A 22158-nucleotide genomic window follows, 5' to 3' on the forward strand; every position below is an offset into this window, starting at 1 on the left:
GGGACGAGGAGCCGCCCCCATGGCCGAACACCCCGCCTACCCCGTAGGCCTCCGCCTCACCGGCCGCCGCGTGGTCGTCCTCGGCGGCGGCACGGTCGCCCAGCGCCGGCTGCCGGCACTGATCGCGGCCGGCGCGGACGTCACCCTCGTGTCTCCGGAGGTGACCCCCTCGGTCGAGGCCATGGCCGAGGCAGCCGAGATCACCTGGCAGCGGCGCCCCTACGCGGAGGGCGACCTGGCGGACGCCTGGTACGCCCTCATCGCCACCAGCGACCCCGACGCCAACTCCGCCGCCTCCGCCGAGGCGGAACGGCACCGCGTCTGGTGCGTCCGCTCCGACGACGCCGACCAGGCGACCGCCTGGACCCCCGCGACCGGCCACAGCGAAGGCGTCACCGTCGCCGTCCTCACCACGGACGCGCGCGGGCGCGACCCCCGCCACACCGCCGCCATCCGGGACGCGGTCGTCGCGGGCCTGCGCGACGGCACCCTGGTGGCACCCCATCACCGCACCCGCACCCCCGGCGTCGCCCTGGTCGGCGGCGGCCCCGGCGACCCCGACCTCATCACCGTGCGCGGCCGCCGGCTGCTCGCCGAGGCGGACGTCGTCATCGCCGACCGGCTCGGCCCGCGCGACCTGCTCGCGGAACTCCCGCCGCACGTCGAGGTGATCGACGCGGCGAAGATCCCCTACGGCCGCTACATGGCCCAGGAGGCCATCAACAACGCGCTGATCGAGCACGCCAAGCAGGGCAAGTCGGTCGTACGGCTCAAGGGCGGCGACCCGTTCGTGTTCGGGCGGGGCATGGAGGAGGTCCAGGCGCTCGCCGAGGCGGGCATCCCCTGCACCGTGGTCCCCGGCATCTCCAGCTCGATCTCGGTGCCGGGCGCGGCCGGCATCCCGGTCACCCACCGGGGCGTCGCCCATGAGTTCACCGTCGTCAGCGGCCATGTCGCCCCGGACGACGAGCGTTCCCTGGTCGACTGGCCGTCGCTGGCCAAGCTCACCGGCACACTCGTGATCCTCATGGGCGTCGACAAGATCGGGAAGATCGCCGAGACGCTCGTCGCCCACGGCAAGGCGCCGCAGACCCCCGTCGCGCTGGTCCAGGAAGGCACGACAGCGGCACAGCGCCGCGTCGACGCCACCCTCGCCACGGTCGCCGAGACCGTGACCGCCGAGGACGTGAAGCCCCCTGCGGTCATCGTCATCGGCGATGTCGTCACGGTCGGCCCGGAGCCGGTCGTCTGATCGCCGCTCGCCGCTCACCCACCCCTGGCTCGATGACGCGTAACCCGGGGTAACGCATCCGTTCCCAACCGTTGGCACCACACCCAGGACAAGGCAGTATCACCCTGTGGCCGATCTCATCACCGTCGAGGATCCCGACGACCCGCGTCTGCGTGACTACACGGGCCTGACCGACGTCGAGCTGCGCCGCAAGCGCGAGCCCGCCGAAGGCCTGTTCATCGCCGAGGGCGAGAAGGTCATCCGCAGGGCCAAGGAAGCGGGCTACGAGATGCGCTCCATGCTGCTCTCGGCCAAGTGGATCGACGTCATGCGCGATGTCATCGACGAGCTGCCCGCCCCGGTCTACGCCGTGACCCCCGACCTCGCCGAGCAGGTCACCGGATATCACGTGCACCGCGGCGCGCTCGCCTCCATGCAGCGCAGGCCGCTGCCCACGGCCGGCGAACTGCTGCGCTCCGCGCGCCGGGTCGTGGTCATGGAGTCGGTCAACGACCACACCAACATCGGCGCGATCTTCCGCTCGGCGGCCGCCCTCGGCATGGACGCGGTCCTGCTGTCGCCCGACTGCGCCGATCCGCTGTACCGCCGTAGCGTCAAGGTGTCCATGGGCGCGGTGTTCTCGGTGCCGTACGCCCGTCTGGAGACCTGGCCGAAGGGGCTGGAGTCGGTCCGCGAGGCCGGCTTCACCCTGCTCGCGCTCACCCCGGACGAGAAGGCCCGCTCGCTCGACGAGGCCGCCCCGCACACGATGGACCGGGTCGCCCTGATGCTCGGTGCCGAGGGCGACGGACTGTCCACGCAGGCCCTGGTCGCCGCCGACGAATGGGTCCGCATCCCGATGGCCCACGGCGTCGACTCGCTCAATGTGGGCGCGGCCGCGGCGGTCGCCTTCTACGCGGTGGCCACCGGCCGCCCGGAGTCCTGACCTGCCCGACCGGCCTTCCCGCCGGTCACGTCCGGGGAACGCCTGGCGCCCGGCGCCCGAGCGGCCGCCGGGCCGCCGGTCACCTCCCGAAGTCCCTGTTCCCCGTCGAGTTCTGCGCACCGGGCAGCGGCGGCACGTGCCCGTGGGGCGACGGCGGGAAGTATCCGTCGGCAAGTCGTGGGTCGATGCTCGACGGCTGGTCGGGGCCGGGCGTCGGTTCGGTCTGCGCCGACGGTCCGGTGCCGGCCGTCGGTTCGGTCTGTGCCGACGGATCGGTGTCCGCCGACGGGTAACCCTCCTGGGCGCGCTTCGGATTGCCTCCGATGTCGTCGCCGAGCCCGCGTGCGGGGCCCTGGCAGCCCTGCGCCACCGCGATGCCGAGCGCCACGAGCAGCGTCACGACCACGAACACGAACAGCCGCTGACGCAGCAGCCGGGGGTTGGCCGGCCGCCGCCCGGTGCCCGTCGTACGCGGCGCGGGCCGTCCGGACCCGCCACGCGCGGCCGGACGGTTCCCCGTGCCCGACCGCGCTCCGCCGCCGCGCTGGGCCGGCGGAGCCGGGCGGGTCGAGCCCTGCCGTGCGGGGGCGCCCGTACCGCCGGTGCGCGAGACGCCGCCGCCCCGCGAAGGCGCTGCACCGCGCGCCGGCGCGGCACCACGGGAGGGAGCCCCGGCGCGCGGCACCTGCGTGCCCGGGGAGGTGCGGCGCTGGGTGCGCTGCGGCTCGGGGTAGGTGTCGACGAGCCGCCCGGTGGGCCGGTCCGCCTCCGCGGCGCGCGGCGCGGGCGCCCGTACGTCGGCCAGGCCCTGCGCCTCCCGGGTGGCGATCTCCTTCAGCCGCAGCGACAGCTGCAGCGTGCTGGGCCGTTCGTCGGGGTCTTTCGCCAGACAGGCCCGCAGCAGCGGGGCGAGCGCGTCCGGCACACCGTGCAGCTGCGGCTCCTCGTGCACCACCCGGTACAGCATGACCTCGGAACTTCCGTGCCCGAAGGGCGAGTCGCCGGTGGAGGCGTACGCGAGGGTCGCACCGAGGGAGAAGACGTCCGTCGCCGGGGTGACGGCCGCGCCCCGTACCTGCTCGGGCGCCAGGAAGCCGGGGGAGCCGACCGCCGTGCCGACGTGGGTGAGCGTGGAGGCGCCGGTGGACCAGGCGATACCGAAGTCGATGATCCGCGGCCCCTTCGGGGACAGCAGGATGTTGGAGGGCTTCAGGTCCCGGTGGACCACTCCCGCCTCGTGCACGGCGACCAGGCCCTCGGAGAGCGCCGCGCCGATCGCCGCGGTGTCGGCCGCGCCGAGCGGGCCCTCGTCGGCGACCTTGTCGTGCAGGGAGGGGCCGGGCACATACTGCGTGGCGAACCAGGGCCGCTCGGCCTCCAGGTCCGCGGCGACCAGCCGGGCCGTGCACCCGCCCCTGATCCGCCGGGCCGCCGAGACCTCACGGGCGAACCGGGACCGGAACTCCTGATCCTCCGCCAGATCGGGCCGGATCACCTTCAGCGCGACCCGCTGCCCCTTCTTGTCGGAGCCGAGGTAGACCACACCCATGCCGCCCGCGCCGAGCCGTCGGTGAAGCCTGAACGAGCCGACGACGCGCGGGTCCTCGCGCCTCAGGCGCATCATCGCCATGTTCATCCCCGCTGCCCGGTCCCTGTGACGTGGCACAGCTTACGTTTCCACGGCCGCTGGCGCGCAGAGGCCGCGCCCTCCGGGCCGGACGGATTGTGCCGGTGCCCCTCGGGCCGTGAAACACGGTCAGGAAGACGGCGGCTTGTGGGGCATTGGACCCCGGATGTCCTCAACCGATCATGGGGACAAGGATGTTGAGGGAGTGACAGGAGAGGCGCGGCCGGGGTGTCCATGTGCCGGACGGGCGGCCGGGGCCGCCGGGTGACCCGCACACAGGACCGACCGTGAACCGGTCACAGCGTACGTCCCACCCCCGGGACGAGTGATCGAAGTCACTACTCCCGGCCCATCGGGGGCTGCCGTGACGACCGGGACGAGGTGCTCCTGGGCGAGGTGCTCCGACGAGGTGCTCCTATGTGTGGGACATGATCACGTGTGGAGCCCCGTACGCGGCCCCCGGATGTGTCGGACATGAACGGCCGCGGGTTCCCCGAATGCGTCGGACATGACGGACACAGCGGACGCCATCTCCGGGAAGACCCCGAGGCCCCGACCCGCTTCTCCACCCAGGGGAGTACTTCCCAGGTCATGGCTCATCCTCCGGGAGGCCCGGCAATCGGTACGAAGGCATGACGTCCGCAGCCCGCCCCGCGCCTAGATTTGAGGTCAAGCGGCGGGTGCAGCACTCGTCCCCCGAGGTCAGACACCCGCCGCTGCAGAGGACAACCGACACGGTCAGGAGAGGGACCATGGCCCACACGGCACCGCGACGCACCACGTTCGCACCCCGCCGGACGGGCCGTCGCCACCCCTTGGTGGCGACGCTCATGGCCCTTCCCCTGGCGGCCCTGCTCCTGCTCGTCTTCGACGGCTGGGAGACGGTGGCCACACAAGCGTCGTCCGTGGGTGCGATGCTGGGGCGCTGAGCGGCGACCCCAGGCCCGGAAGAGCGGTCCGGGTGGGGACATCGGTCCATGAAACCCCGTGGGGACGGGGGTACGGCGGACGGCACAAATGCCGGCGCAGCTGGGGAGCTGCGCCGGCATGCGCCGTTTGCGGGGCGTCTGCGGGACGACATCATCTGCGGGGCGAATCATGTGCGAGCTCGGCTGCGGTGCGCCCTGGGACGCGACACCTCTGCCACGGCACCTCCGTCACGGCACCTCGCCACGACACCTCCGCCACGAAACCGTCGTACGCTCACCCCCCTGACCCTGGACCGACCCTCCCCGGGCCTCCAGCCCCCCCCCCGTGACCGCAGAGGCTCCCGTTGACCCTCCTCCCCGCGCTCACCGCGAAGGTGAGAGCCGCTGTCCACCCGGACGACGGCGGAGCCGCCTGTGCCTGCGCCGCCGGTCCCGCCCCGCTCGCCGACCGCCCCGACGCCACCGTCGTACGGCACGCCGACACCGTCGCGAAGGCCCATGCCCCGGACACGGACCCCGCCGAGTTGAGCCGCCGCCTGGTCATGGCCGCCCGCCTCCCGGACGTCCTCCTGCCCCCGCTCGCCCCGGCGCCCACCCCGCTGCAGGACCGCCTGGTGACCTTCTGGCCGTACGGCGCCCCCGTGGACCCCGACGCCCCGGACGCCGCCCCCTGGGAGGCCACCGGAACCCTCCTCGCCCACCTGCACCGTGCGTCCCCGCTCGACGGTCTGCCCCCGATGCGCGGCCCCGCCAAGGCCGCCCGTGCCATCGCCCGGCTGCGCACGGCCCTGCGGAACGAGCCCCATCCGGCGGCCGGCCCCGTCCTCACGGCCTGGGCCGGGCTGCCCGCCTGGGCCCGTGCAAAGGCCCCGATGCCCGGCACACCCGCCCTCTGCCACGGCGACCTGCACCTCGGCCAGCTCGTCCGGCACCCCGCACCGGACGGCCCCTGGCGGCTGATCGACGTAGACGACCTGGGAACCGGCGTCCCGGCCTGGGACCTCGCCCGCCCCGCCGCCTGGTACGCCTGCGGTCTCCTCCCGCCCGGGGACTGGACCCGTTTCCTCGGCGCGTACCAGCGGGCCGGCGGCCCGGCCGTCCCCGCGACCGGCGACCCCTGGCCGGCCCTGGACGTCCCGGCCCGCGCGCTGACCGTGCAGACGGCCGCACTCGCCCTCGCCAAGGCGCTCGCGGCCGGCCGCCGGCTGGACGAGGTGCACCAACTGCTCATCGACGCATGTGCCCGAATGGCCCCGATTCCACACCAGTTGGCGCTCGAACGCACGGACTAAACTGCAACCGTTCAGGACCGGACGGAGTCTGTCCTGGGGAAACGCGAAGCAGTACCGACCGGCGAGGAGTTGAGCCGAGCATGCAGTGTCCGAAGTGCCATGCGCCGATGCACACCTACAACCGCAATGGCGTCCAGATCGAGCAGTGCAGCGGCTGCCGCGGCATCTTCCTCGACTACGGCGAGCTGGAGGCACTGACCCAGCTGGAGGCTCAGTGGTCCAAGTCCGTCCCGCCGGTCCCGCCCGCCCCGCAGCCGTACCCGGCCCCGCCCGCGCCCGCCTGGGGCGCCCCGCACGGTGGTCACCACGGCGGCCACGGGCACTACGACCAGCACGGCCACCATGGCCACCACGGTCACAAGAGCTGGGCGCACATGCTCTTCTCCAGCTGAGTGTGAGCCGAGCACACGAAGAAGCCCCCGGCCGTACAAGACGGCCGGGGGCTCTTTGATGTGTGGACGATACTGGGATTGAACCAGTGACCTCTTCCGTGTCAGGGAAGCGCTCTCCCGCTGAGCTAATCGTCCGCGGACTGTGACTCGGGAGTCACGGTCAGTGCGCGATACTGGGATTGAACCAGTGACCTCTTCCGTGTCAGGGAAGCGCTCTCCCGCTGAGCTAATCGCGCGGGTGGGGATCTTCGAGAAGCCCCGGGGATCTTGCGAGAAGATCCAGTGGACGATACTGGGATTGAACCAGTGACCTCTTCCGTGTCAGGGAAGCGCTCTCCCGCTGAGCTAATCGTCCTTGGAGGTGGAGACGGGATTTGAACCCGTGTAGACGGCTTTGCAGGCCGTTGCCTCGCCTCTCGGCCACTCCACCAGGAGTGTAGGGGATCAGGATGACCCCTTCTTCCTTCGAGCGGACGACGAGGCTCGAACTCGCGACCTCAACCTTGGCAAGGTTGCGCTCTACCAACTGAGCTACGTCCGCCTATCGTTTCGGTCCGCTTCCGCGTCCCGGCGACGTGTTGAACTCTAGCGGATTCCCGGGCCAGCACAAAAACGCGTTTGCGCAGCGTGCTGCGCCGTGTCCGGCACGGGACGGGGCCGGGGGCCCCTCGGGGTCATCCCGGCGCCACCTTTCGGACACCCGCCTAGACTCGTCCACGTGTTCCAGCACCCGCCCCCGTTCCCTGCTCTGGCCCGCTTCGGCGACCGTGTCGCCACCCGTCTCCTCGATGTCACCAGCGACCCCGCCGCCCTGGACTCCACGGGCTTCTGGGCCGTCTGCGCGGACTTCGAGGGGCGGCTGACCTGCGCCCGCTTCGCCGACGTACGCGAGGAGCCCGTGCCCGCGCCGGTGCCGGGCGGCTGGCGGGGCCCGACGGCGCGGGACTGGACGTCCTCCCTGGACCGGGCCGCGTACACGGCGGGCGTCCGCCGGATCCGCGAGCACATCGCGGCCGGCGAGGTCTACCAGGCCAACCTCTGCCGGGTGCTCAGCGCCCCGGTCGCCCCGGACGCCGACGTGGACGCCCTGACCGCGCTGCTGGCCCGCGGCAACCCGGCGCCGTACGCCGGGACGATCCGGCTGCCGCAGCACGGAGTGGAGATCGCCACCGCCTCACCCGAACTGTTCCTGCGCCGACGCGGCCGGATCGTGGAGTCGGGTCCGATCAAGGGCACCGGGCGCACGGAGGCGGACCTCCTGGAGAAGGACTACGCCGAGAACGTGATGATCGTCGACCTGGTCCGCAACGACATCGGGCGTGTCAGTACGACCGGCAGCGTGACCGTCCCCGATCTGTGCGCCGTCGAGAAGCATCCGGGCCTGGTCCACCTGGTCTCCACGGTCCGCGGCGAGCTGCGGGACGGGGCCGGCTGGCCGGAGCTGCTCGCGGCCGCCTTTCCGCCCGGCTCGGTGACCGGCGCGCCGAAGTCGAGCGCCCTGCGGATCATCGAGGCGCTGGAGCCGGCCCCGCGCGGGCCGTACTGCGGCGGCATCGGCTGGGTCGACGCCGACCGCGGCGTCGGTGAGCTGGCCGTGGGCATCCGCACCTTCTGGATCGACCGTGCCGAGGGCGTCCTGCGTTTCGGCGCCGGCGCCGGCATCACCTGGGGATCGGACCCCGAGGGGGAGTGGCGGGAGACCGAGCTGAAGGCCTCCCGGCTGCTCGCGATAGCGTCGGGAGTGTACGAGGCGAGCGGAGGGTTGATCGCATGAGGATCTGGCTGGACGGCGAGCTGCGCGACCTGGAGTCCGCCCGGGTCTCCGTGTTCGATCACGGGCTGACCGTGGGCGACGGCATCTTCGAGACGGTGAAGGCGGTCGACGGCACGACCTTCGCCCTCACCCGGCATCTGGACCGGCTCACCCGGTCCGCCCGTGGCCTCGGGCTGCCCGACCCCGACCACGCCGAGGTCCGCGAGGCCTGCGCGGCGGTCCTGGAGGCGAACCCGATGCCGCTCGGCCGGCTGCGGATCACCTACACCGGGGGCCACGGCCCGCTCGGCTCCGACCGCGGCGAGCACGGCCCGACCCTCGTCGTCGCCGTCGGCCCGACCGCCCGGCGCCCCGACACCACCGCCGTGATCACCGTCCCGTGGACCCGCAACGAGCGCGGCGCCCTCACCGGCCTGAAGACCACCTCGTACGCCGAGAACGTCGTCGCCCTGGCCCGCGCCCATGAACACGGGGCCTCCGAGGCGCTGTTCGGCAACACCGTCGGAGCGCTGTGCGAGGGCACCGGGTCGAACGTCTTCGTCGTCCTGGACGGCGAGATCCACACCCCGCCCGTCGCCTCCGGCTGCCTCCCCGGCATCACCCGCGCGCTGGCCGTCGAGTGGACGGGCGCCAAGGAGACCGACCTGCCCCTGGACGTCCTGAGCCGGGCCGACGAGGTCTTCCTCACCTCGACCCTGCGGGACGTCCAGGCCGTGCACCGGGTCGACGACCGCGAGCTGTCCGGCGCCCCGGGCCCGGTCACCGCCAAGGCCATGCGCGTCTTCGACGAGCGGTCAGGGCAGGACCTGGACCCCTGAGCCGGGCCTGGGGCCGGCCCGGGCCCCCGGGCCGTGCCCGGGCCGCCGGCCGTGCCCACCGCTCGGGAAAATGGGCTGACTGGGTGGTCGGCCGCGGGTAGAACACCAGTGATGACCACGACCCTGCGGCCGCTCGAGCCGCTCCAGCGGAACCCCGACGGCACCCGTTCGCGCCGCTACCAGGTGTGTGTCAACAGCCGTCCCGTCGGCGAGATCCGCCTCGGTACCTCGCCGTCCTTCGGCGAGGCGGTGGCCTGCGTCGACGACCTGCGGATCGCCGAGCCCGACCGGCGCCGCGGCCGCGGCACGGTGGCCGCGCTCGCCGCGGAGGAGGTGGCGCGGAGCTGGGGCTGTACCCAGATCGACACCGTCGTCCCCGCCTCGGCGGACGGCGCCCTGCGGCTCTTCGGCGCCCTGGGGTACACCCTGCGCAACCGCGGTATGGAGAAACGCCTCGGCACCACCCCGCCCGCGCTGCCGCCGGGCAGCAGCGCACGGCCCATGACGGGAGCCGAGTTCGACGCCTGGTACGAGCACGAGTTCGACGACTACGCACGCATGTGGATCGAGCGGGGGGTCCCCGAAGCCGCGGCGTACGCGAAGGCTCACAGCGACCACGAGAAGCTGCTGCCGCACGGGCTCACGACCGACGGCATGCTGTTCAGCGTCCTGGAGCACGAAGGGGCCAGGGCGGGCACGCTGTGGCTGAGCCTGCGGGACCCCGGGGAGGCCTTCGTGTTCGACGTCCAGACCGAGGTGGCCCGGCGCGGCAGGGGCCACGGCCGCACGCTCATGCTGCTGGCGGAGCGCCAGGCGATCGAGGCCGGCCGGCCGGTCCTCGGCCTCAATGTGCACGCGGGCAACACCCCGGCCGAGCGGCTGTACGAGTCCCTCGGTTACGAGACCACCGAGCACTCCCTCTCCAAGCCCCTCCTGTAGGACCTGGCGGCCTTGGGGCTACGCCTGCCCGCCGCCCAGCAGCCGGTCCGCGATCTCCTCGATGCGCTCGCGCAGACCCTCCTGGCTCTTGCCGCCGTCGAGGCGTTCGCCGCCGATGACGTACGTCGGCGTGCCGGTCACGCCGATCGCCTTGCCCTCGGCCTGGTCGGCGTCCACGATCAGGATGTGCCGTCCGTCGATCAGCGCGGTGTCGAACTCCTCGGCGTCCAGGCCCAGTTCACGGGCCACCTCGACCAGGAAGGGTTCCCCCTTACGGTCCAGCTCCTCGACCCGCTCCAGTACGGCCTCCACGTACGGCCAGCCGTTGCCCTGCTCCAGCGCCTCCTCGGCGGCCTGGGCGGCGGCGAAGGCGTGCTTGTGCTTCTCCAGCGGGAAGTGCCGCAGCCGCAGTTCCAGCCGGTCGCCGTAGCGGGCGCGCAGCGCGCGGAGGTCGTCCAGGCAGGTGCGGCAGTCGGGGCACTGCAGTTCGCACCAGACATCGAGGACGAGGGCGTCGGTGCGCGCGGGGGAGGAGTCGCTCATGCCGGCCAGTCTTCCAGGCGGGACGCGGGTGACCCAATCGGGACGGTACGACGGCCGCCCCCGGCCTCGCGTCGGGACCCCTGTAGCTCCGGGACCCCTGTAGCTCCGGGACTCCAGTAGCTCCGGGACCCCAGGAGGAGACGACCCGGAGATGTCCCTGATGTCCCGCTCGGGCATGGCATCGGAAGGGCGAGGCGGTGCAGGATGGAGGGGACGGAGGCGGTGTGTCGTGCCGGCGCGCCGCGTCCGCCGAGCAGTGCCTGCCACCCGCCCGAGCCCGCCAGGAGGACCGGATGATTGCCGAGACCGTCTGCTCCGCCGTGTCCGCGGCGGGCCTGGGGATCGCGGTGGTCACGGCCTACCGCAAGCGTTTCCTCGCGGCGACCCGCATCGCGGCCTACTCGCTGGTGCCGGTCGGCCTCGTGATGACCGGCGTCGTCGGCTGGCTCGCGGACACCGCCTTCAGCCCCACCGCCTGGGCGGGATTCGGGGTGCTCGGCGCGGCCTGGCTCCTGTTCGCGGGCACCCGCGCGGTCGAACGCCGGCGCGGCGGCACCCGCGCAGAGCGCGGAGCGGCCGGTGGCGAGCAGACCGGGGCCGTGGCCCCACGGGCCTCCGCACCCTCCCTGGGCGCCGGGAAACGACCCGCGGCCGGGCCCGCCAGCGCCCCGCGCGCCACCGGCTCCGGCTCCGGCTCCGGCGAGGACTTCAGCGACATCGAGGCCATCCTCAAGAAGCACGGCATATGACGAACGCATAGCGGCGCGAGGGCCCCACGGCCTCGACGACCCACCCGGACCGAAACGACACAGTGGGTCGCGCGCATGTCCGGAACCGTTCACAACCCGAAGCAAGTCGGACGAGACGGCGCGATATACGGCAACTCCCGCATATCGCTGGTGTGTTGATCGCGTACGGGGCCGGTCCTGCGTCATGATCTGCGCGAGATGCTGGACACGACCGAGAGCGAGGCCGCGCCGCCGAAGGACGAGCCGCGCGGGTGCCTCTTCGCCCTATCCCAGCCACCGCTGATGATCTTCCTTGCGGTGATCGGGTGTCTGCTCCTCATGGCTGCGCTGCACGACCTGCTGTTGCTGTGAGCCGTACACGTCCGTCCCGGCGTCACCCGCCGGGACCGACGTCGCCCGCCTCCTCCGCACGCACCCCCGGGCGAGCGCCGGGCCCCCGAACCCACTGGGTCCGCACCGCACCCCCGTAGTCCCGGAGTGCGCGATCGCCGCCTGGCCCGCCCGGTGCCGGTCAGCCCGTCGCTTCCTTGCGCCGGGCCCGGTAGGCGGCCACATGCAGCCGGTTGCCGCAGGTGCGGCTGTCGCAGTAGCGGCGCGAGCGGTTGCGGGAGAGGTCGACGAAGGCGCGCCGGCAGTCCGGTGCCTCACAGCGGCGCAGCCGCTCCTGCTCTCCGGCGACCACGAAGAAGGCCAGCGCCATCCCGCAGTCGGCGGCGAGATGGTCGGCCACCGAGGCGCCGGGCGCGAAGTAGTGGACATGCCAGTCATAGCCGTCGTGGTCCGTCAGTCGCGGTGTGGTGCCCGCCGCGGCGACCAGCTCATTGATCAGCCCGGCGGCGCCGCGGGCGTCCGGGGCGGCGAAGATCGCCGCGAAGCGCCCCCGGACCCTGCGCACCGCCGAGAGATCGAACTCCGACAGCACACCGACATCACTGATCTCGTGGTTTCGTACGAAATCCGCGAGAGCCGGGAGGTCGGGCAGTCCGTCGGCCGCCGCGTCGTCCTCCGGCGCGGTGTTCACCAGATCCACCACGGTGTCGAGCGCGCACCGGGTGTCGTGGGTGATCAGCACGTTTCGCTCCCTGGCCTGAGGGTCGGGCAGGCGCCCGCCGATGCTGGCCGATGGTAGCGACAACCCCGGCCGCGGCATCGTGGTCCGCCCGACACCGATTGCCGGTAGAACGCCGGGGCGCCCGCGTCGGTTCCCGCCGCGCGGCAGCCGCCACGGGACGCCACGGGACCTGCCTGCACGGCGGAGCCGGGCGCGCACAGCTCGGCGCCGTCCCGTGAGACGTGCACGGTGACGGCGCCCGGCTGTGCCGTATGCGGTTGTCCTGGCCCGAGCCGTCTCCCCGAGTGGACGGCGCCGGGCTGCTTTCGGGGGGCGCGACCTAGCTCTCCGCCAGGATGTGCGACAGCTCCTGATCCAGATCGAAATGCCGGTGTTCCGTGCCGGGCGGCACGGCGGCGTCGGTTCGCTTCAGGAAGGACTCCAGGGCCCGCGCCGGGGCCTCGAGCAGTGCCTCTCCCTCCGGAGAGCTGAGGGCGATGCATACGACGCCCTGACCGTGGCTACGCGACGGCCAGACACGGACGTCGCCGGTGCCGGTGGGCCGGTGCAGCCCCTCGGCGAGGAGGTCGCGGGCGAACACCCACTCGACGGTCTCCTCGGCTCCGGTGTGGAAGGTGGCGTGCACGGCGTAGGGGTCGGCCGTGTCGTACCGCAGGCCTGCGGGGACAGGCAGGGAGGACTCGCTCGACACAACGAGGCGCAGGTGCAGCTCGCAGCTGACCGTGGTGTTCATAAGCGCCAGGGCCTTTCGCTCAGTGTGCGCTCGGGGATTCGCACGTCGGCGAAATCGACATGCCACCTACGATGCCGTTGTAAACCCCTCTGAGGGTTTTGCGTGTCTTTACGTAACTCTTCCGGCCGAGAACTCGTACGAGATCTACGACCATTCCGGTGACTGGATTCACTCCGGTAGGGTTTGTCTGTATGAATACGGGGAGTGACGATCCGGGCGAGGTCGCCGTGGCACCGGACAAGGCGAGGACGGACCGGCGGGAGGCCGGGTCCGAGGGCAGGATCGGGGCCGGGGCCGGGGACAGCGCGGGGCTCGGCTCCCGTGCGCCGAACTTCATCAAGGCCCGTCGGCTGCTGCATCTGAGCTGGCAGGTCGGCGTCTTCGTGGTCGGTCTGGCGGTCGTCGGCGTGGGCATCGTCATGCTGCCGCTGCCGGGTCCCGGCTGGGTGGTGATCTTCGGCGGCATGGCGATCTGGGCGACCGAGTTCGTCTGGGCGCAGCTCGTGCTCCGCTGGACCAAGCGCAAGGTCACCGAGGCGGCCCAGCGGGCCCTCGACCCCAAGGTGCGCCGCCGCAACATCACACTGACCGTGATCGGGCTGGCGGTCGTGGGCGCGCTGGCCGGTATCTACCTGTCGAAGTTCGGCCTCGTCATGCCGTGGAAGATCAAGGATCAGTGATCCGGCTCCGCCGCCCGGCCGTCCCGCGGCCCCGGCCTCTGGTCGGAAGCACCCCCTGACATGGGGTAATGTTCTTCCTGCGCCCGGGCGATTAGCTCAGTGGGAGAGCGCTTCGTTCACACCGAAGAGGTCACTGGTTCGAACCCAGTATCGCCCACCCGGACCAACGGCCCACCCGCCACACTGCGGTGGGCCGTCGGCGTATCCGCCCCCGAGCCGCCCGCACTCCGGCGAGCCGACCGAGGGGCTCCGCCGAGGGCTGGCTGAGCGGCGGCGGACGAGCTGGCTGAGTGGCTCGGACGAGCCGTATGACGGGCGCGTGACGGGCTGTACGGCGATGAGCACGACGGGCCGAACGTACGGGCACCCCGCGCCGAGAATCGTGCGAGCATCCCGCCTTTTGCCGAACCGGCAACATCTCTCGTGCCCACCGGCCCGCCCACCGCACCATCGTCCACACAGGCCCTGCCCGCACCGCACCACCTCCCGGTCACGGAACCGCCGGCTCCCGACCCCGCACGAGCCGCACGAGCTGCCGCCCGCCCGTCTCGACCTGCCCCCACGCACGCCCTCTGGACCGACAGCCGGCCGACCCCGTACCCGCGCCCGGGACCACAGCTGGCCGACCCCGTACCCGTGCCCTGGACCACAGCGGACCGGCCTCGTACATCTGCCCCGAACCGACCCCGTCCGCCGACCCCCGCGCACCCAGCGCCCCCGCCCACCCCCAGGAGCCCTCGTGCCCGAAACCCCACCCCCCGTTCCCCTCCCCCCGACTGCCCCCCACCCCCTCATCCATCGCCTCGTGCCCTCGCCGGCCGGGCGGGTGCATCTCGTGGAGCAGGGGCGCGGCCCGCTCGTGCTGCTGGTGCACGGGTTTCCGGAGTCCTGGTACTCGTGGCGGCATCAACTGCCCGCCCTGGCCGCCGCCGGCTATCGCGCCGTGGCCGTGGACGTACGCGGGTACGGCCGTTCCTCCAGGCCGGCGGCCGTGGACGCGTACCGGATGCTCGACCTGGTCGCGGACAACGTCGCCGTGGTGGAGGCGCTGGGGGAGCGGTCCGCGGTGGTCGTCGGGCACGACTGGGGCGCCACGATCGCCGCCACCTCCGCACTGACCAGGCCCGACGTGTTCCGTGCCGTGGCCCTGCTGGGGGTGCCGTACAGCCCGCCCGGCGGCCCGCGGCCCAGCGAGGTCTTCGCGCGCATGGGCGGGGACGAGGAGTTCTACGTGGCGTACTTCCAGCAGCCGGGCCGCGCCGAGGCGGAGATCGAGCCCGACGTACGCGGCTGGCTCGCGGGCTTCCACGCGGCCCTGTCCGCCGGCACCATGCCCGCACCCGGCGCCCCCGACCCGCACTTCGTCGGCCGCGGCGGCACCCTGCGCGAACGCTTCCCCGCAGGCCCGCTCCCGGCCTGGCTGGGCGAGGACGACCTGGACTTCCTGGCCGGGGAGTTCGAGCGGACCGGCATGGCCGGGGCGCTGAATCGTTACCGCGTCATGGACCGGGACTGGGCGGACCTGGCCGACCGCGAGGGCGCCCCGATCAGGCAGCCCTCGCTGTTCATCGGCGGCGGCCTGGACGCCTCGCTCGCCTGGCTGGCGGACGCCGTCGCGGCGTACCCCGAGACCCTGCCCGGCCTCCTCGGCTCGCACATCCTCGACGGCTGCGGCCACTTCGTCCAGCAGGAACGTCCCGAGGAGACGAACCGGATCCTGATCGACTGGCTCGCCGCCCTGCCCGGCTGACCTCGCCGCGGCAAGAAAATCCTGTCCGTGTCATTGACGCACCTCAGACCCCACTGCACCTTACGCCGGCAAGCGCTTACTTGAAACGATTCATGAGCCGGTCCGTGAGGCCGATACATGAGGACGCTGCAGGGAGGGCCCGACCATGGGAACCGGCAGGAATCTTGAGAGGCGTACGCTCCTGAAGGCCGCCGGGGCCTCGGCGGCCGCGCTCGGGCTCACCGCGACCGCCGGCTGGGGCGGCGAAAGCGGTTCCGGGGACGGGACGGTGACGATCCGTTACTCGTGGTGGGGTGCCGAGGAGCGGGCCAAGAAGATCGACCGGACCATCGCGCTCTTCGAGAAGAAGTATCCGAAGATCAAGGTCAAGACCGACTTTCAGACGTATCAATCGTTCTGGGAGAAGTTCCAGACCCAGGCCGTCGGCGGAAATCCCCCGGATGTTTTCCAAAATGCCGTCACCTTCCTCCGGAAGTACGACAAGCGAGGAATTCTCCTCGATCTCACGGCACAGGCTCAGGCAGGTAATCTGACTCTGGATCACTTCCGGGACGGTGTGACGAAGGGCGGCGACGTCGACGGAAAGCGGCTCGGAATTCCCGTCGGTTCCAACACCATGGCGCTCGTCGTCGACAAGAAGGTCTTCCGGAAGGCGGGCGTCGAGCCGCACACCGGCTGGACGTGGGACGACTACTTCAAGGCACGGAAGACGATCCACGACCGGACGAAGGTCCCCGGGGACACCGGCTGCTTCAGCATCATGTATCTGTACGACCTCTACCTCCGCCAGAACGGCAAGGCGTTCTACACCAAGGACGGACTCGGCTTCGACAGGGCCGATCTGACGGAGTGGTGGACCGACGGCTACCAACCGGGTCAAGGCCGGCGTCATCACCGCGAGGATCGGCAAGAACGGCTCCACCCTGATCAAGTCCGTCACCCGCGGGTCCACCGAGATCGCCAAGGACGGAAGGCTCGTGCTGATCCGGCAGCCCGAGATCGAGGACGAGGACCAGGGCACGGTGCGGACCGAGCGGTTCGACGGCGCCGTCGAGGAAGTGAGCGTCGAACAGGACGGCCCGGTCCGCGCGGTGGTCCGCGTCGACGGCAAGCACCGCAAGGGCGACCGCGGTTGGCTGCCGTTCTCCCTCCGCCTCCACTTCTACGCCGGCGCCGACTGCTTCCGCATGGTGCACACCATCACCTACGACGGACAACAGGAGCCCGGCAAGGCGAGCGGCGACTTCGTCCGCGGGCTCGGCGTCCGCTTCACGGTGCCGATGCGCGACGCCGCGTACGACCGGCACATCCGCATCGGCGGCGAGGGCACCGGGCTGCTGCGCGAGGCCGTCCAGGGCGTCACCGGGCTGCGCCGCGACCCCGGCGCGGCCGTCCAGGCGGCCCAGTACGCGGGCGGGAAGCTGCCCGACCCCGCCGCCTGGGACCAACGCGTCACCACCCGTCTGCCGTACATCCCGCACTGGGGCGACTACACCCTCGCCCAGCTCTCCGCCGCCGGCTTCACCGTCCGCAAGCGCACCAGGAAGGGCTACGGCTGGATCGGCGCCGGCGGCGGCAGGCGGGCCTCCGGATTCGGCTACGTCGGCGGCGTGAGCGGCGGACTCTCCTTCGGGCTGCGGGACTTCTGGGAGAAGTTCCCCGCCCAGCTCGACATCCGCGACGCCCACACCGACGAGGCCACCGTCACCCTCTGGCTCTGGTCCCCCGAGGCCCGGCCCATGGACCTGCGCTTCTACCGCGACGGCATGGGCCAGGACACCTACGCCGAGCAGCTGGAGGGCCTCAACATCACCTACGAGGACCACGAGCCCGAGTTCGGCACCCCCTACGGCATCGCCCGCACCTCCGAGCTCCTCTTCTGGGCCAACGACTCCACCCCGGAAGCCGGGACCCTCGCCGGACAGATCGCGGCCGTACGGGTGTCGCCCCAGCTCGCCGCCCCGCCCCGGCAGCTGATCAGAGCCAAGGTCTTCGGCCCCGGCCTGTACTCCGAGCCGGACCGCTCCACCCCGGCCAGGGCGAGGATCGAGGACCACCTCGACTTCCTCTTCACCTACTACAAGGACCAGGTGGAGATGCGCCGTTGGTACGGCTTCTGGGACTACGGCGACATCATGCACACCTACGACGCCACCCGGCACGTCTGGCGCTACGACATCGGCGGCTACGCCTGGGACAACTCCGAGCTGTCGCCCGACCTGCGGCTCTGGTACGCGTATCTGCGCTCCGGCCGCTCCGGCATCTTCCGCTTCGCCGAGGCCATGACCCGACACACCGGCGAGGCCGACGTCTACCACCTCGGCACATGGGCGGGCCTCGGCACCCGGCACGGCGTACAGCACTTCGGTGACAGCGCCAAACAGCAGCGCATCGCCAACACGACGTACCGGCGCTTCTACTACTTCCTCACCGCCGACGAACGCGTCGGCGACCTCATGCACGCCAACGTCGACTCCGACGAGACCTTCCTCGTCCTCGACCCCCAGCGCAAGGTCCGCGCCGCCCCCTACACGCCCGACCGACACGCCCTGTCCATCGGCTTCGGCACGGACTGGAGCGGCCTGGTCTCGGCCTGGCTGACCGAGTGGGAACGCAAGGGCCCCAAGTGGGAGAAGGCCAAGGCGCGCGTGCTGTCCACCATGGCGGGCATCGCCGCCCAGCCCAACGGTTTCGTCCAGGGCAGCGGGCGGTACGACCTCGACACCGGCAGGTTCGCCGTCGCCGACAAGCCCGTGGTGTCTGTGTCCCACCTGTCCGCGGTCTTCGGCCTGGGCGAGCTGTGCGCCGAGCTGATCCACCTCGTCGACATGCCCGCGTTCCAGGCGGCCTACCTCGACTACTGCCGCTGCTTCAACGCCACCAAGGCCGAACAGACGGCCCGCCACGGCAGCGACTTCGGCACCCTGCTGCTCTTCCAGGGCCATTCACGACTCGACGCCTACGCCGCCGTACAGGCCGGTGACGCCACGCTCGCCCGGCGCGCCTGGAGCAAGTGCTACGGCTTCGACGGCTACACCGAGTCCTCGCCGTGGCGGACCGAGCGGCTGACCGGACCGGTCACCCTGGTCGAGGGCAGCGAGACGAGCTGGGTGTCCAGCAATGACACCGCGCTCTACGACCTCGCGGCCATCGAGAACCTGGCGCTGCTCGGCGACGGGATGCCCGACCAGCGGGGTGGGGGGAGCGCCGTCGCACGGGCGGCGGCGCTCGCCTCACGAGTGTGGCCCGCGCCACGGTGCGATGCCTGAGTACGCGTACTCAGATCGCCGCGTCCGGCCGGGCAGACTCCCCCCCATGGACCCGAACCGCCACCGCTTCCTCAGCCTGTGGTCCCTGCCCGCGCCGCCTGCGGCCGTGTACGCCGTACTGGAGCGGCCCGAGGACTATCCCCGCTGGTGGCCACAGGTGCGGGCGGTGAACAGGCTGGACGCCTCCACCGGCGTCCTCACCGTCCGGTCGTTCCTGCCGTACGACCTGACCTTCACCGCACGCGAGACGCGGCACGACCGGGACTCCGGCATCCTGCAGGTCTCCCTGTCGGGCGACATCGAGGGCTGGGCCCGCTGGACGGTCACCGCCGACGGGCCCGGCACCCTCGCCCGGTACGACCAGGTCGTGGACGTGCGCAAGCCACTGCTGAGGCGGCTCGCCGTGCCGGGAAGGCCGCTCCTGCGCCTCAACCACCGGCTGATGATGGCCGCGGGACGGCGGGGACTGACCAGGTACCTCGAAGCGGTTTGAAGGATCGGCGCCCGGACCTGTATTGTTCAGTGCGTTCCCGGGCGATTAGCTCAGTGGGAGAGCGCTTCGTTCACACCGAAGAGGTCACTGGTTCGAACCCAGTATCGCCCACCCGGAGAAGGCCGGTCCGCAGTCGCGGACCGGCCTTCCGCGTGTTCACGCCGCCGCCGGCATGTCCGGGCGCAGCGGCCAGTCCGTGCTGACGATCTCCTCCGAGCCGCTGCGCGCGAACCAGGCCTGCAGCCCACGGGCCTGTGCCGCGTGCCAGTTGGCCTGGAGTGTGTGCAGCTCGCCGGGGGTGAGACGCTCCAGCCGGCTCGCGAAACGCCGGCCCAGGGCCCGGACGACATCCAAGGCGGCCAGTGCGTCCGCCGCGGCCTCGTGCGCACCCTGCAGCGTCACCTCGTAGTGCGCGCACAGATCGGTCAGCGTGCGGCGGCCCTTGCGATAGCGGTCCAGGTGCTTGTCCAGCACCCGCGGGTCCAGCACCCGCAGCGGCACCGACTCGAACCAGCGGTCCAGCGACGACGCCCGGTGCCGGCGCAACTCCCGGTCGAGCAGCGTCAGATCGAACGGCGCGTTCATCACCACCAGCGGGCGGCCCATCGCCGCGTGCTCCGCCAGCTGTTCGGCTATCTCGTACATCACCGGCGCCGGCCAGCGGCCGTTGTGCTGCAGGTGCTCCTCCGTCAGCCCGTGCACCGCCGTCGCCGCCTCCGGCACCGACACACCCGGGTTGACCAGCCAACGGCAGACCCGCGGCCGGGTCCCCGGCGCGTCCTGGACGACGACCGCGGCCGACACGATCCGGTCGGTCTCGACGTCCACACCCGTCGTCTCCGTGTCGAAGGCCGCCAGCGGCCCCTCGTACCAGGTCGTCATCTGAACCCAACTCCTCGTTCACCTACCGCAGATGACGTTCCGTCTTCTGCCCGTTTGGTGATACCCGGGCCGTTTGCGCCGTACGCCGCAAGGAGACAACAGGAGTACGGGTCTTTGCAGTTCAGCGGCCCGCAGCGGGGACGCTCATTGCTTGGAAGGCTGTTGGTCATGGCCATAGCGCAGCCCGAGCGGGGCGGGCTGCTGCCCGATCGTCCGGGCACCGTCCGCGGCACGCTCGCCACCACGGCGTGCATGGAGACTTTGCAGGTCGGCTATCTGCACGCGGTCGCCGCCGCGGCGGGATGCTCGCTGTCCCAGCCCTTCCCGGACAACGGCATCGACTGGCACGTCAGCCACAGCGCACCCGGACACACCGTCGACGACGAAGTCACGATCAAGGTGCAGCTGAAGGCCACGTACCAGGTGGCGCCTAACCCACCCGGGCGCTCCTTCTCCTTCACCCTCGACAACGACCACCTGCGCAAGCTCGCCCGCACCCCGGTCTCGGTGCACAAGATCCTGGTCGTCATGCTCGTCCCGCGCTCGCAGGACGACTGGCTGCGCGCCAGCCACGACCGGCTCGACCTCAGGCACTGCTGCTACTGGGTCAACCTCGCCGGCCACGCCGTCACCGGCCGGCACCGGACCACCGTGCGCATACCGACCTCGCGCATCTTCGACGACCGGGCGCTCTGCGAGATCATGACGCGGGTCGGGACGGGAGGCAGGCCATGAGGATCCGCCCGCAGGAGGAGCTGCCGCGCCAGGTCCGGCCGCATCCCGACGACCTCTCCTGGCACCGGCCCCCCGACCCCGCACAGGTCGACCCCGCCGTGCTCGGCGCCCTGCTGCGCCGGCACGGCTGGCAGCGGCGCGGCGGCGCCCCGGGACGCTACGGCCGCTGGACCCCACCGGGGCCGGGCGGCGGCGGGACCAGCCTGCTGGTGCCGGAGAGCCGCGCCTTCCCCGACAGCGACGACCTGCTCGGCGAGGCCCTCGACGCCCTCGCCCGCAGCGAGACACCGGCCGCCCGCGAGGTGCTGATCTCCCTCGCCGTGCCCAGCGACGAGATCCGCTGGTGGCGTGAGTCGCCGAGCGGACCGGCCGGCGCCGCGCCCTGGACGGCCGACGAGCAACTGCGCGGCGCCGCCCGGCAGATGCTGCTGGCCGCCGCGCTCGCCACCCGCGCGCGGGCCGGGTACTACGGCGCCCGGCACCGCCGCGCCGCCGCCGCGCTGCTGGAGGACGTCCTCGTCAGCCCCGCCGCCGAGGGCCGCCACCTCACCGCCTTCGCACCCGTGCCCACCGGCCGGCCCCTCGCCGTCCGCCTCCACCAGGCCCTGTACGCCGCCCGCGAGGCCATCGACTACCAGCGGGCCACCGGCGGCATGGACGCCTTCGACGGCGCCGTCGAGGCCGGGGTCAGCCGCGAGCTGACCGAGGCGCTGGCCGCGCTCGTGAGGGGCACCGAGGGCGCCCGCGTCGCCGTCGCCTGGGCACCCGGCGAAGGCGTCCCCGAGGGCTGCGCCCCCTCCGCCGAACCCGTCGAGTTCTCACCCGGCGACCTGCCCGTCCTGCGCGAGGCCGCCGCCCGCTATCTGCGCGAGGAACCCTCCGTACCGGTCCGTGTCACCGGCGCCGTCGTCCGCATGCGCCGCTCCGGACCCGGCGGCGAGGGCACCGTACGGCTGCGCGTCCTCGCGGGCGCCGAGGTGCCGCATGTCCGCGTCACCCTGGACGAGGAGGACTACCGCATAGCCGGCCACGCCCATCTCGTCGGACTTCCGGTGCGGGTGCACGGCCGGCTGGAGCGCCGGGGCGGCTTCCGCCGGCTCACCGGCGCCTGCGGGGTCGTACCCGTGCAGGTCGACGAGGCCGAGCGGGACCGGCTGATGAAGGCCTTCCAGGAGACCGACAAGGAAGCGGCCTTCTTCGAAGAGGCGTGCGGGGAGGCCTACGAGGAGCAGGACTGAGGGTGTGCGCGCACCGGGGCCGCGGGTGACCGTTTCGCGGTCGGTGCCGTCGGGTCGGTACGATCG

20 protein-coding genes, 7 tRNA genes and 2 pseudogenes are annotated in these 22158 nt (G+C 72.2%); 19 read left to right on the forward strand and 10 right to left on the reverse strand.

Features of this window, described 5'->3' with window-relative positions:
* Window positions 1-19: 19 nt before the first annotated feature.
* Together cobA and IE277_RS12100 are read left to right on the forward strand one after the other, a co-directional pair.
* Window positions 20-1252 (forward strand): uroporphyrinogen-III C-methyltransferase, encoded by a 1233-nt coding sequence (gene cobA, locus IE277_RS12095; protein ID WP_189951453.1) that lies wholly within the window; start codon window positions 20-22, stop codon window positions 1250-1252.
* A 106-nt stretch (window positions 1253-1358) separates the two neighbouring features.
* A complete protein-coding gene (locus IE277_RS12100) occupies window positions 1359-2177 on the forward strand; it encodes a TrmH family RNA methyltransferase (RefSeq protein WP_189951455.1) in 819 nt (272 codons plus the stop codon).
* Between the two features lie 79 nt (window positions 2178-2256).
* Here IE277_RS12100 and IE277_RS12105 read toward each other — a convergent pair whose 3' ends face one another.
* A complete protein-coding gene (locus IE277_RS12105; RefSeq protein WP_229881256.1) occupies window positions 2257-3813 on the reverse strand; it encodes a serine/threonine-protein kinase in 1557 nt (518 codons plus the stop codon).
* Window positions 3814-4556: 743 nt separating this feature from the next.
* Here IE277_RS12105 and IE277_RS12110 point away from each other — a divergent pair.
* The 3 genes from IE277_RS12110 to IE277_RS12120 all read left to right on the forward strand — a co-directional run bounded on the left by IE277_RS12110 (window position 4557) and on the right by IE277_RS12120 (window position 6417).
* Complete coding sequence (locus IE277_RS12110; RefSeq protein WP_023552040.1) at window positions 4557-4733, forward strand: hypothetical protein; 177 nt, start codon at window positions 4557-4559, stop codon at window positions 4731-4733.
* Window positions 4734-5077: 344 nt separating this feature from the next.
* Window positions 5078-6025 (forward strand): phosphotransferase family protein, encoded by a 948-nt coding sequence (locus IE277_RS12115; RefSeq protein ID WP_189951459.1) that lies wholly within the window; start codon window positions 5078-5080, stop codon window positions 6023-6025.
* A gap of 80 nt (window positions 6026-6105) precedes the next feature.
* Window positions 6106-6417, forward strand: a complete 312-nt coding sequence (locus tag IE277_RS12120) for a TFIIB-type zinc ribbon-containing protein (RefSeq protein WP_189951461.1) — start codon at window positions 6106-6108, stop codon at window positions 6415-6417.
* Window positions 6418-6480: 63 nt separating this feature from the next.
* On the opposite strand, the gene IE277_RS12125 is transcribed toward IE277_RS12120, so the two are convergent.
* From IE277_RS12125 to IE277_RS12145, 5 genes are all read right to left on the reverse strand, one after another.
* A tRNA-Val gene (locus IE277_RS12125) sits at window positions 6481-6552 on the reverse strand.
* Window positions 6553-6581: 29 nt separating this feature from the next.
* Window positions 6582-6653: transfer RNA gene (locus IE277_RS12130), tRNA-Val, on the reverse strand.
* Between the two features lie 47 nt (window positions 6654-6700).
* Window positions 6701-6772: transfer RNA gene (locus IE277_RS12135), tRNA-Val, on the reverse strand.
* 1 nt (window position 6773) lies between these two features.
* A tRNA-Cys gene (locus tag IE277_RS12140) sits at window positions 6774-6847 on the reverse strand.
* A 38-nt stretch (window positions 6848-6885) separates the two neighbouring features.
* Window positions 6886-6958, reverse strand: a tRNA-Gly gene (locus tag IE277_RS12145).
* A 177-nt stretch (window positions 6959-7135) separates the two neighbouring features.
* Here IE277_RS12145 and IE277_RS12150 point away from each other — a divergent pair.
* The 3 genes from IE277_RS12150 (at window position 7136) to IE277_RS12160 (ending at window position 9948) form a co-directional block, all read left to right on the forward strand.
* A complete protein-coding gene (locus tag IE277_RS12150; RefSeq protein WP_189951463.1) occupies window positions 7136-8191 on the forward strand; it encodes a chorismate-binding protein in 1056 nt (351 codons plus the stop codon).
* Window positions 8188-9009 carry an aminotransferase class IV gene (locus IE277_RS12155; protein WP_189951465.1) on the forward strand — a complete coding sequence of 274 codons (822 nt, stop codon included), beginning with the start codon at window positions 8188-8190 and terminating at the stop codon, window positions 9007-9009. Before IE277_RS12150 ends, IE277_RS12155 begins: the two co-directional genes overlap by 4 nt.
* A gap of 111 nt (window positions 9010-9120) precedes the next feature.
* Window positions 9121-9948 carry a GNAT family N-acetyltransferase gene (locus IE277_RS12160; RefSeq protein WP_189951467.1) on the forward strand — a complete coding sequence of 276 codons (828 nt, stop codon included), beginning with the start codon at window positions 9121-9123 and terminating at the stop codon, window positions 9946-9948.
* 18 nt (window positions 9949-9966) lie between these two features.
* Here IE277_RS12160 and IE277_RS12165 read toward each other — a convergent pair whose 3' ends face one another.
* Complete coding sequence (locus IE277_RS12165) at window positions 9967-10491, reverse strand: DsbA family protein (RefSeq protein WP_189951469.1); 525 nt, start codon at window positions 10489-10491, stop codon at window positions 9967-9969.
* 293 nt (window positions 10492-10784) lie between these two features.
* On the opposite strand from IE277_RS12165, the gene IE277_RS12170 reads away from it, so the two are divergent.
* Window positions 10785-11240, forward strand: a complete 456-nt coding sequence (locus IE277_RS12170; protein WP_189951471.1) for a hypothetical protein — start codon at window positions 10785-10787, stop codon at window positions 11238-11240.
* A 198-nt stretch (window positions 11241-11438) separates the two neighbouring features.
* Window positions 11439-11591, forward strand: a complete 153-nt coding sequence (locus tag IE277_RS12175) for a hypothetical protein (RefSeq protein WP_167361970.1) — start codon at window positions 11439-11441, stop codon at window positions 11589-11591.
* A gap of 160 nt (window positions 11592-11751) precedes the next feature.
* Here the strand turns inward: IE277_RS12175 and IE277_RS12180 are convergent, their stop codons facing one another.
* Entirely contained in the window at window positions 11752-12312 is a 561-nt protein-coding gene (locus IE277_RS12180) for a CGNR zinc finger domain-containing protein (protein WP_189951473.1), read from the reverse strand.
* Between the two features lie 319 nt (window positions 12313-12631).
* Window positions 12632-13045: an SsgA family sporulation/cell division regulator gene (locus tag IE277_RS12185; RefSeq protein ID WP_004002642.1), complete on the reverse strand. Its 414-nt coding sequence runs from the start codon at window positions 13043-13045 to the stop codon at window positions 12632-12634.
* Window positions 13046-13236: 191 nt separating this feature from the next.
* On the opposite strand from IE277_RS12185, the gene IE277_RS12190 reads away from it, so the two are divergent.
* The 7 genes and pseudogenes from IE277_RS12190 to IE277_RS12215 all read left to right on the forward strand — a co-directional run bounded on the left by IE277_RS12190 (window position 13237) and on the right by IE277_RS12215 (window position 19348).
* Window positions 13237-13725 carry a TIGR02611 family protein gene (locus IE277_RS12190; protein ID WP_189951475.1) on the forward strand — a complete coding sequence of 163 codons (489 nt, stop codon included), beginning with the start codon at window positions 13237-13239 and terminating at the stop codon, window positions 13723-13725.
* 85 nt (window positions 13726-13810) lie between these two features.
* Window positions 13811-13882, forward strand: a tRNA-Val gene (locus IE277_RS12195).
* A 582-nt stretch (window positions 13883-14464) separates the two neighbouring features.
* Window positions 14465-15475: an alpha/beta fold hydrolase gene (locus IE277_RS12200; protein ID WP_189951477.1), complete on the forward strand. Its 1011-nt coding sequence runs from the start codon at window positions 14465-14467 to the stop codon at window positions 15473-15475.
* A 145-nt stretch (window positions 15476-15620) separates the two neighbouring features.
* Window positions 15621-16371, forward strand: a pseudogene (locus tag IE277_RS47065) (ABC transporter substrate-binding protein); the annotation flags it as partial.
* Window positions 16351-18660 (forward strand): annotated as a pseudogene (locus IE277_RS47070) (exo-rhamnogalacturonan lyase family protein); the annotation flags it as partial. The pseudogenes IE277_RS47065 and IE277_RS47070, both read left to right, overlap by 21 nt.
* Window positions 18661-18790: 130 nt before the next feature.
* Window positions 18791-19237, forward strand: coding sequence for an SRPBCC family protein (locus IE277_RS12210; protein ID WP_189951479.1), 447 nt, complete (start codon window positions 18791-18793; stop codon window positions 19235-19237).
* 39 nt (window positions 19238-19276) lie between these two features.
* A tRNA-Val gene (locus tag IE277_RS12215) sits at window positions 19277-19348 on the forward strand.
* Window positions 19349-19393: 45 nt separating this feature from the next.
* On the opposite strand, the gene IE277_RS12220 is transcribed toward IE277_RS12215, so the two are convergent.
* Window positions 19394-20119 carry a 3'-5' exonuclease gene (locus tag IE277_RS12220; protein WP_189951480.1) on the reverse strand — a complete coding sequence of 242 codons (726 nt, stop codon included), beginning with the start codon at window positions 20117-20119 and terminating at the stop codon, window positions 19394-19396.
* 168 nt (window positions 20120-20287) lie between these two features.
* Between IE277_RS12220 and IE277_RS12225 the strand changes: the two genes are divergently transcribed.
* On the forward strand, window positions 20288-20854 hold the full coding sequence (locus IE277_RS12225; protein ID WP_189951482.1) for a DUF4365 domain-containing protein: 567 nt from the start codon (window positions 20288-20290) through the stop codon (window positions 20852-20854).
* The gene (locus IE277_RS12230; protein WP_189951484.1) at window positions 20851-22092 is read left to right on the forward strand and encodes a hypothetical protein; all 1242 of its coding nucleotides are present in this window, start codon (window positions 20851-20853) and stop codon (window positions 22090-22092) included. The genes IE277_RS12225 and IE277_RS12230 overlap by 4 nt, the downstream gene beginning before the upstream one ends.
* The last annotated feature ends 66 nt before the right edge of the window (window positions 22093-22158 follow it).

This window comes from Streptomyces alanosinicus (genome assembly GCF_014650595.1).
GTDB classification, from domain to species: domain Bacteria; phylum Actinomycetota; class Actinomycetes; order Streptomycetales; family Streptomycetaceae; genus Streptomyces; species Streptomyces alanosinicus.

Coding starts and splice junctions, on each gene's coding strand:
- cobA (WP_189951453.1), top strand. CDS start 20: ATGGCCGAACACCCCGCCTACCCCGTAGGCCTCCGCCTCACCGGCCGC.
- IE277_RS12105 (WP_229881256.1), bottom strand. CDS start 3,813: ATGAACATGGCGATGATGCGCCTGAGGCGCGAGGACCCGCGCGTCGTC.
- IE277_RS12110 (WP_023552040.1), top strand. CDS start 4,557: ATGGCCCACACGGCACCGCGACGCACCACGTTCGCACCCCGCCGGACG.
- IE277_RS12120 (WP_189951461.1), top strand. CDS start 6,106: ATGCAGTGTCCGAAGTGCCATGCGCCGATGCACACCTACAACCGCAAT.
- IE277_RS12155 (WP_189951465.1), top strand. CDS start 8,188: ATGAGGATCTGGCTGGACGGCGAGCTGCGCGACCTGGAGTCCGCCCGG.
- IE277_RS12160 (WP_189951467.1), top strand. CDS start 9,121: ATGACCACGACCCTGCGGCCGCTCGAGCCGCTCCAGCGGAACCCCGAC.
- IE277_RS12165 (WP_189951469.1), bottom strand. CDS start 10,491: ATGAGCGACTCCTCCCCCGCGCGCACCGACGCCCTCGTCCTCGATGTC.
- IE277_RS12170 (WP_189951471.1), top strand. CDS start 10,785: ATGATTGCCGAGACCGTCTGCTCCGCCGTGTCCGCGGCGGGCCTGGGG.
- IE277_RS12175 (WP_167361970.1), top strand. CDS start 11,439: ATGCTGGACACGACCGAGAGCGAGGCCGCGCCGCCGAAGGACGAGCCG.
- IE277_RS12185 (WP_004002642.1), bottom strand. CDS start 13,045: ATGAACACCACGGTCAGCTGCGAGCTGCACCTGCGCCTCGTTGTGTCG.
- IE277_RS12190 (WP_189951475.1), top strand. CDS start 13,237: ATGAATACGGGGAGTGACGATCCGGGCGAGGTCGCCGTGGCACCGGAC.
- IE277_RS12210 (WP_189951479.1), top strand. CDS start 18,791: ATGGACCCGAACCGCCACCGCTTCCTCAGCCTGTGGTCCCTGCCCGCG.
- IE277_RS12220 (WP_189951480.1), bottom strand. CDS start 20,119: ATGACGACCTGGTACGAGGGGCCGCTGGCGGCCTTCGACACGGAGACG.
- IE277_RS12225 (WP_189951482.1), top strand. CDS start 20,288: ATGGCCATAGCGCAGCCCGAGCGGGGCGGGCTGCTGCCCGATCGTCCG.
- IE277_RS12230 (WP_189951484.1), top strand. CDS start 20,851: ATGAGGATCCGCCCGCAGGAGGAGCTGCCGCGCCAGGTCCGGCCGCAT.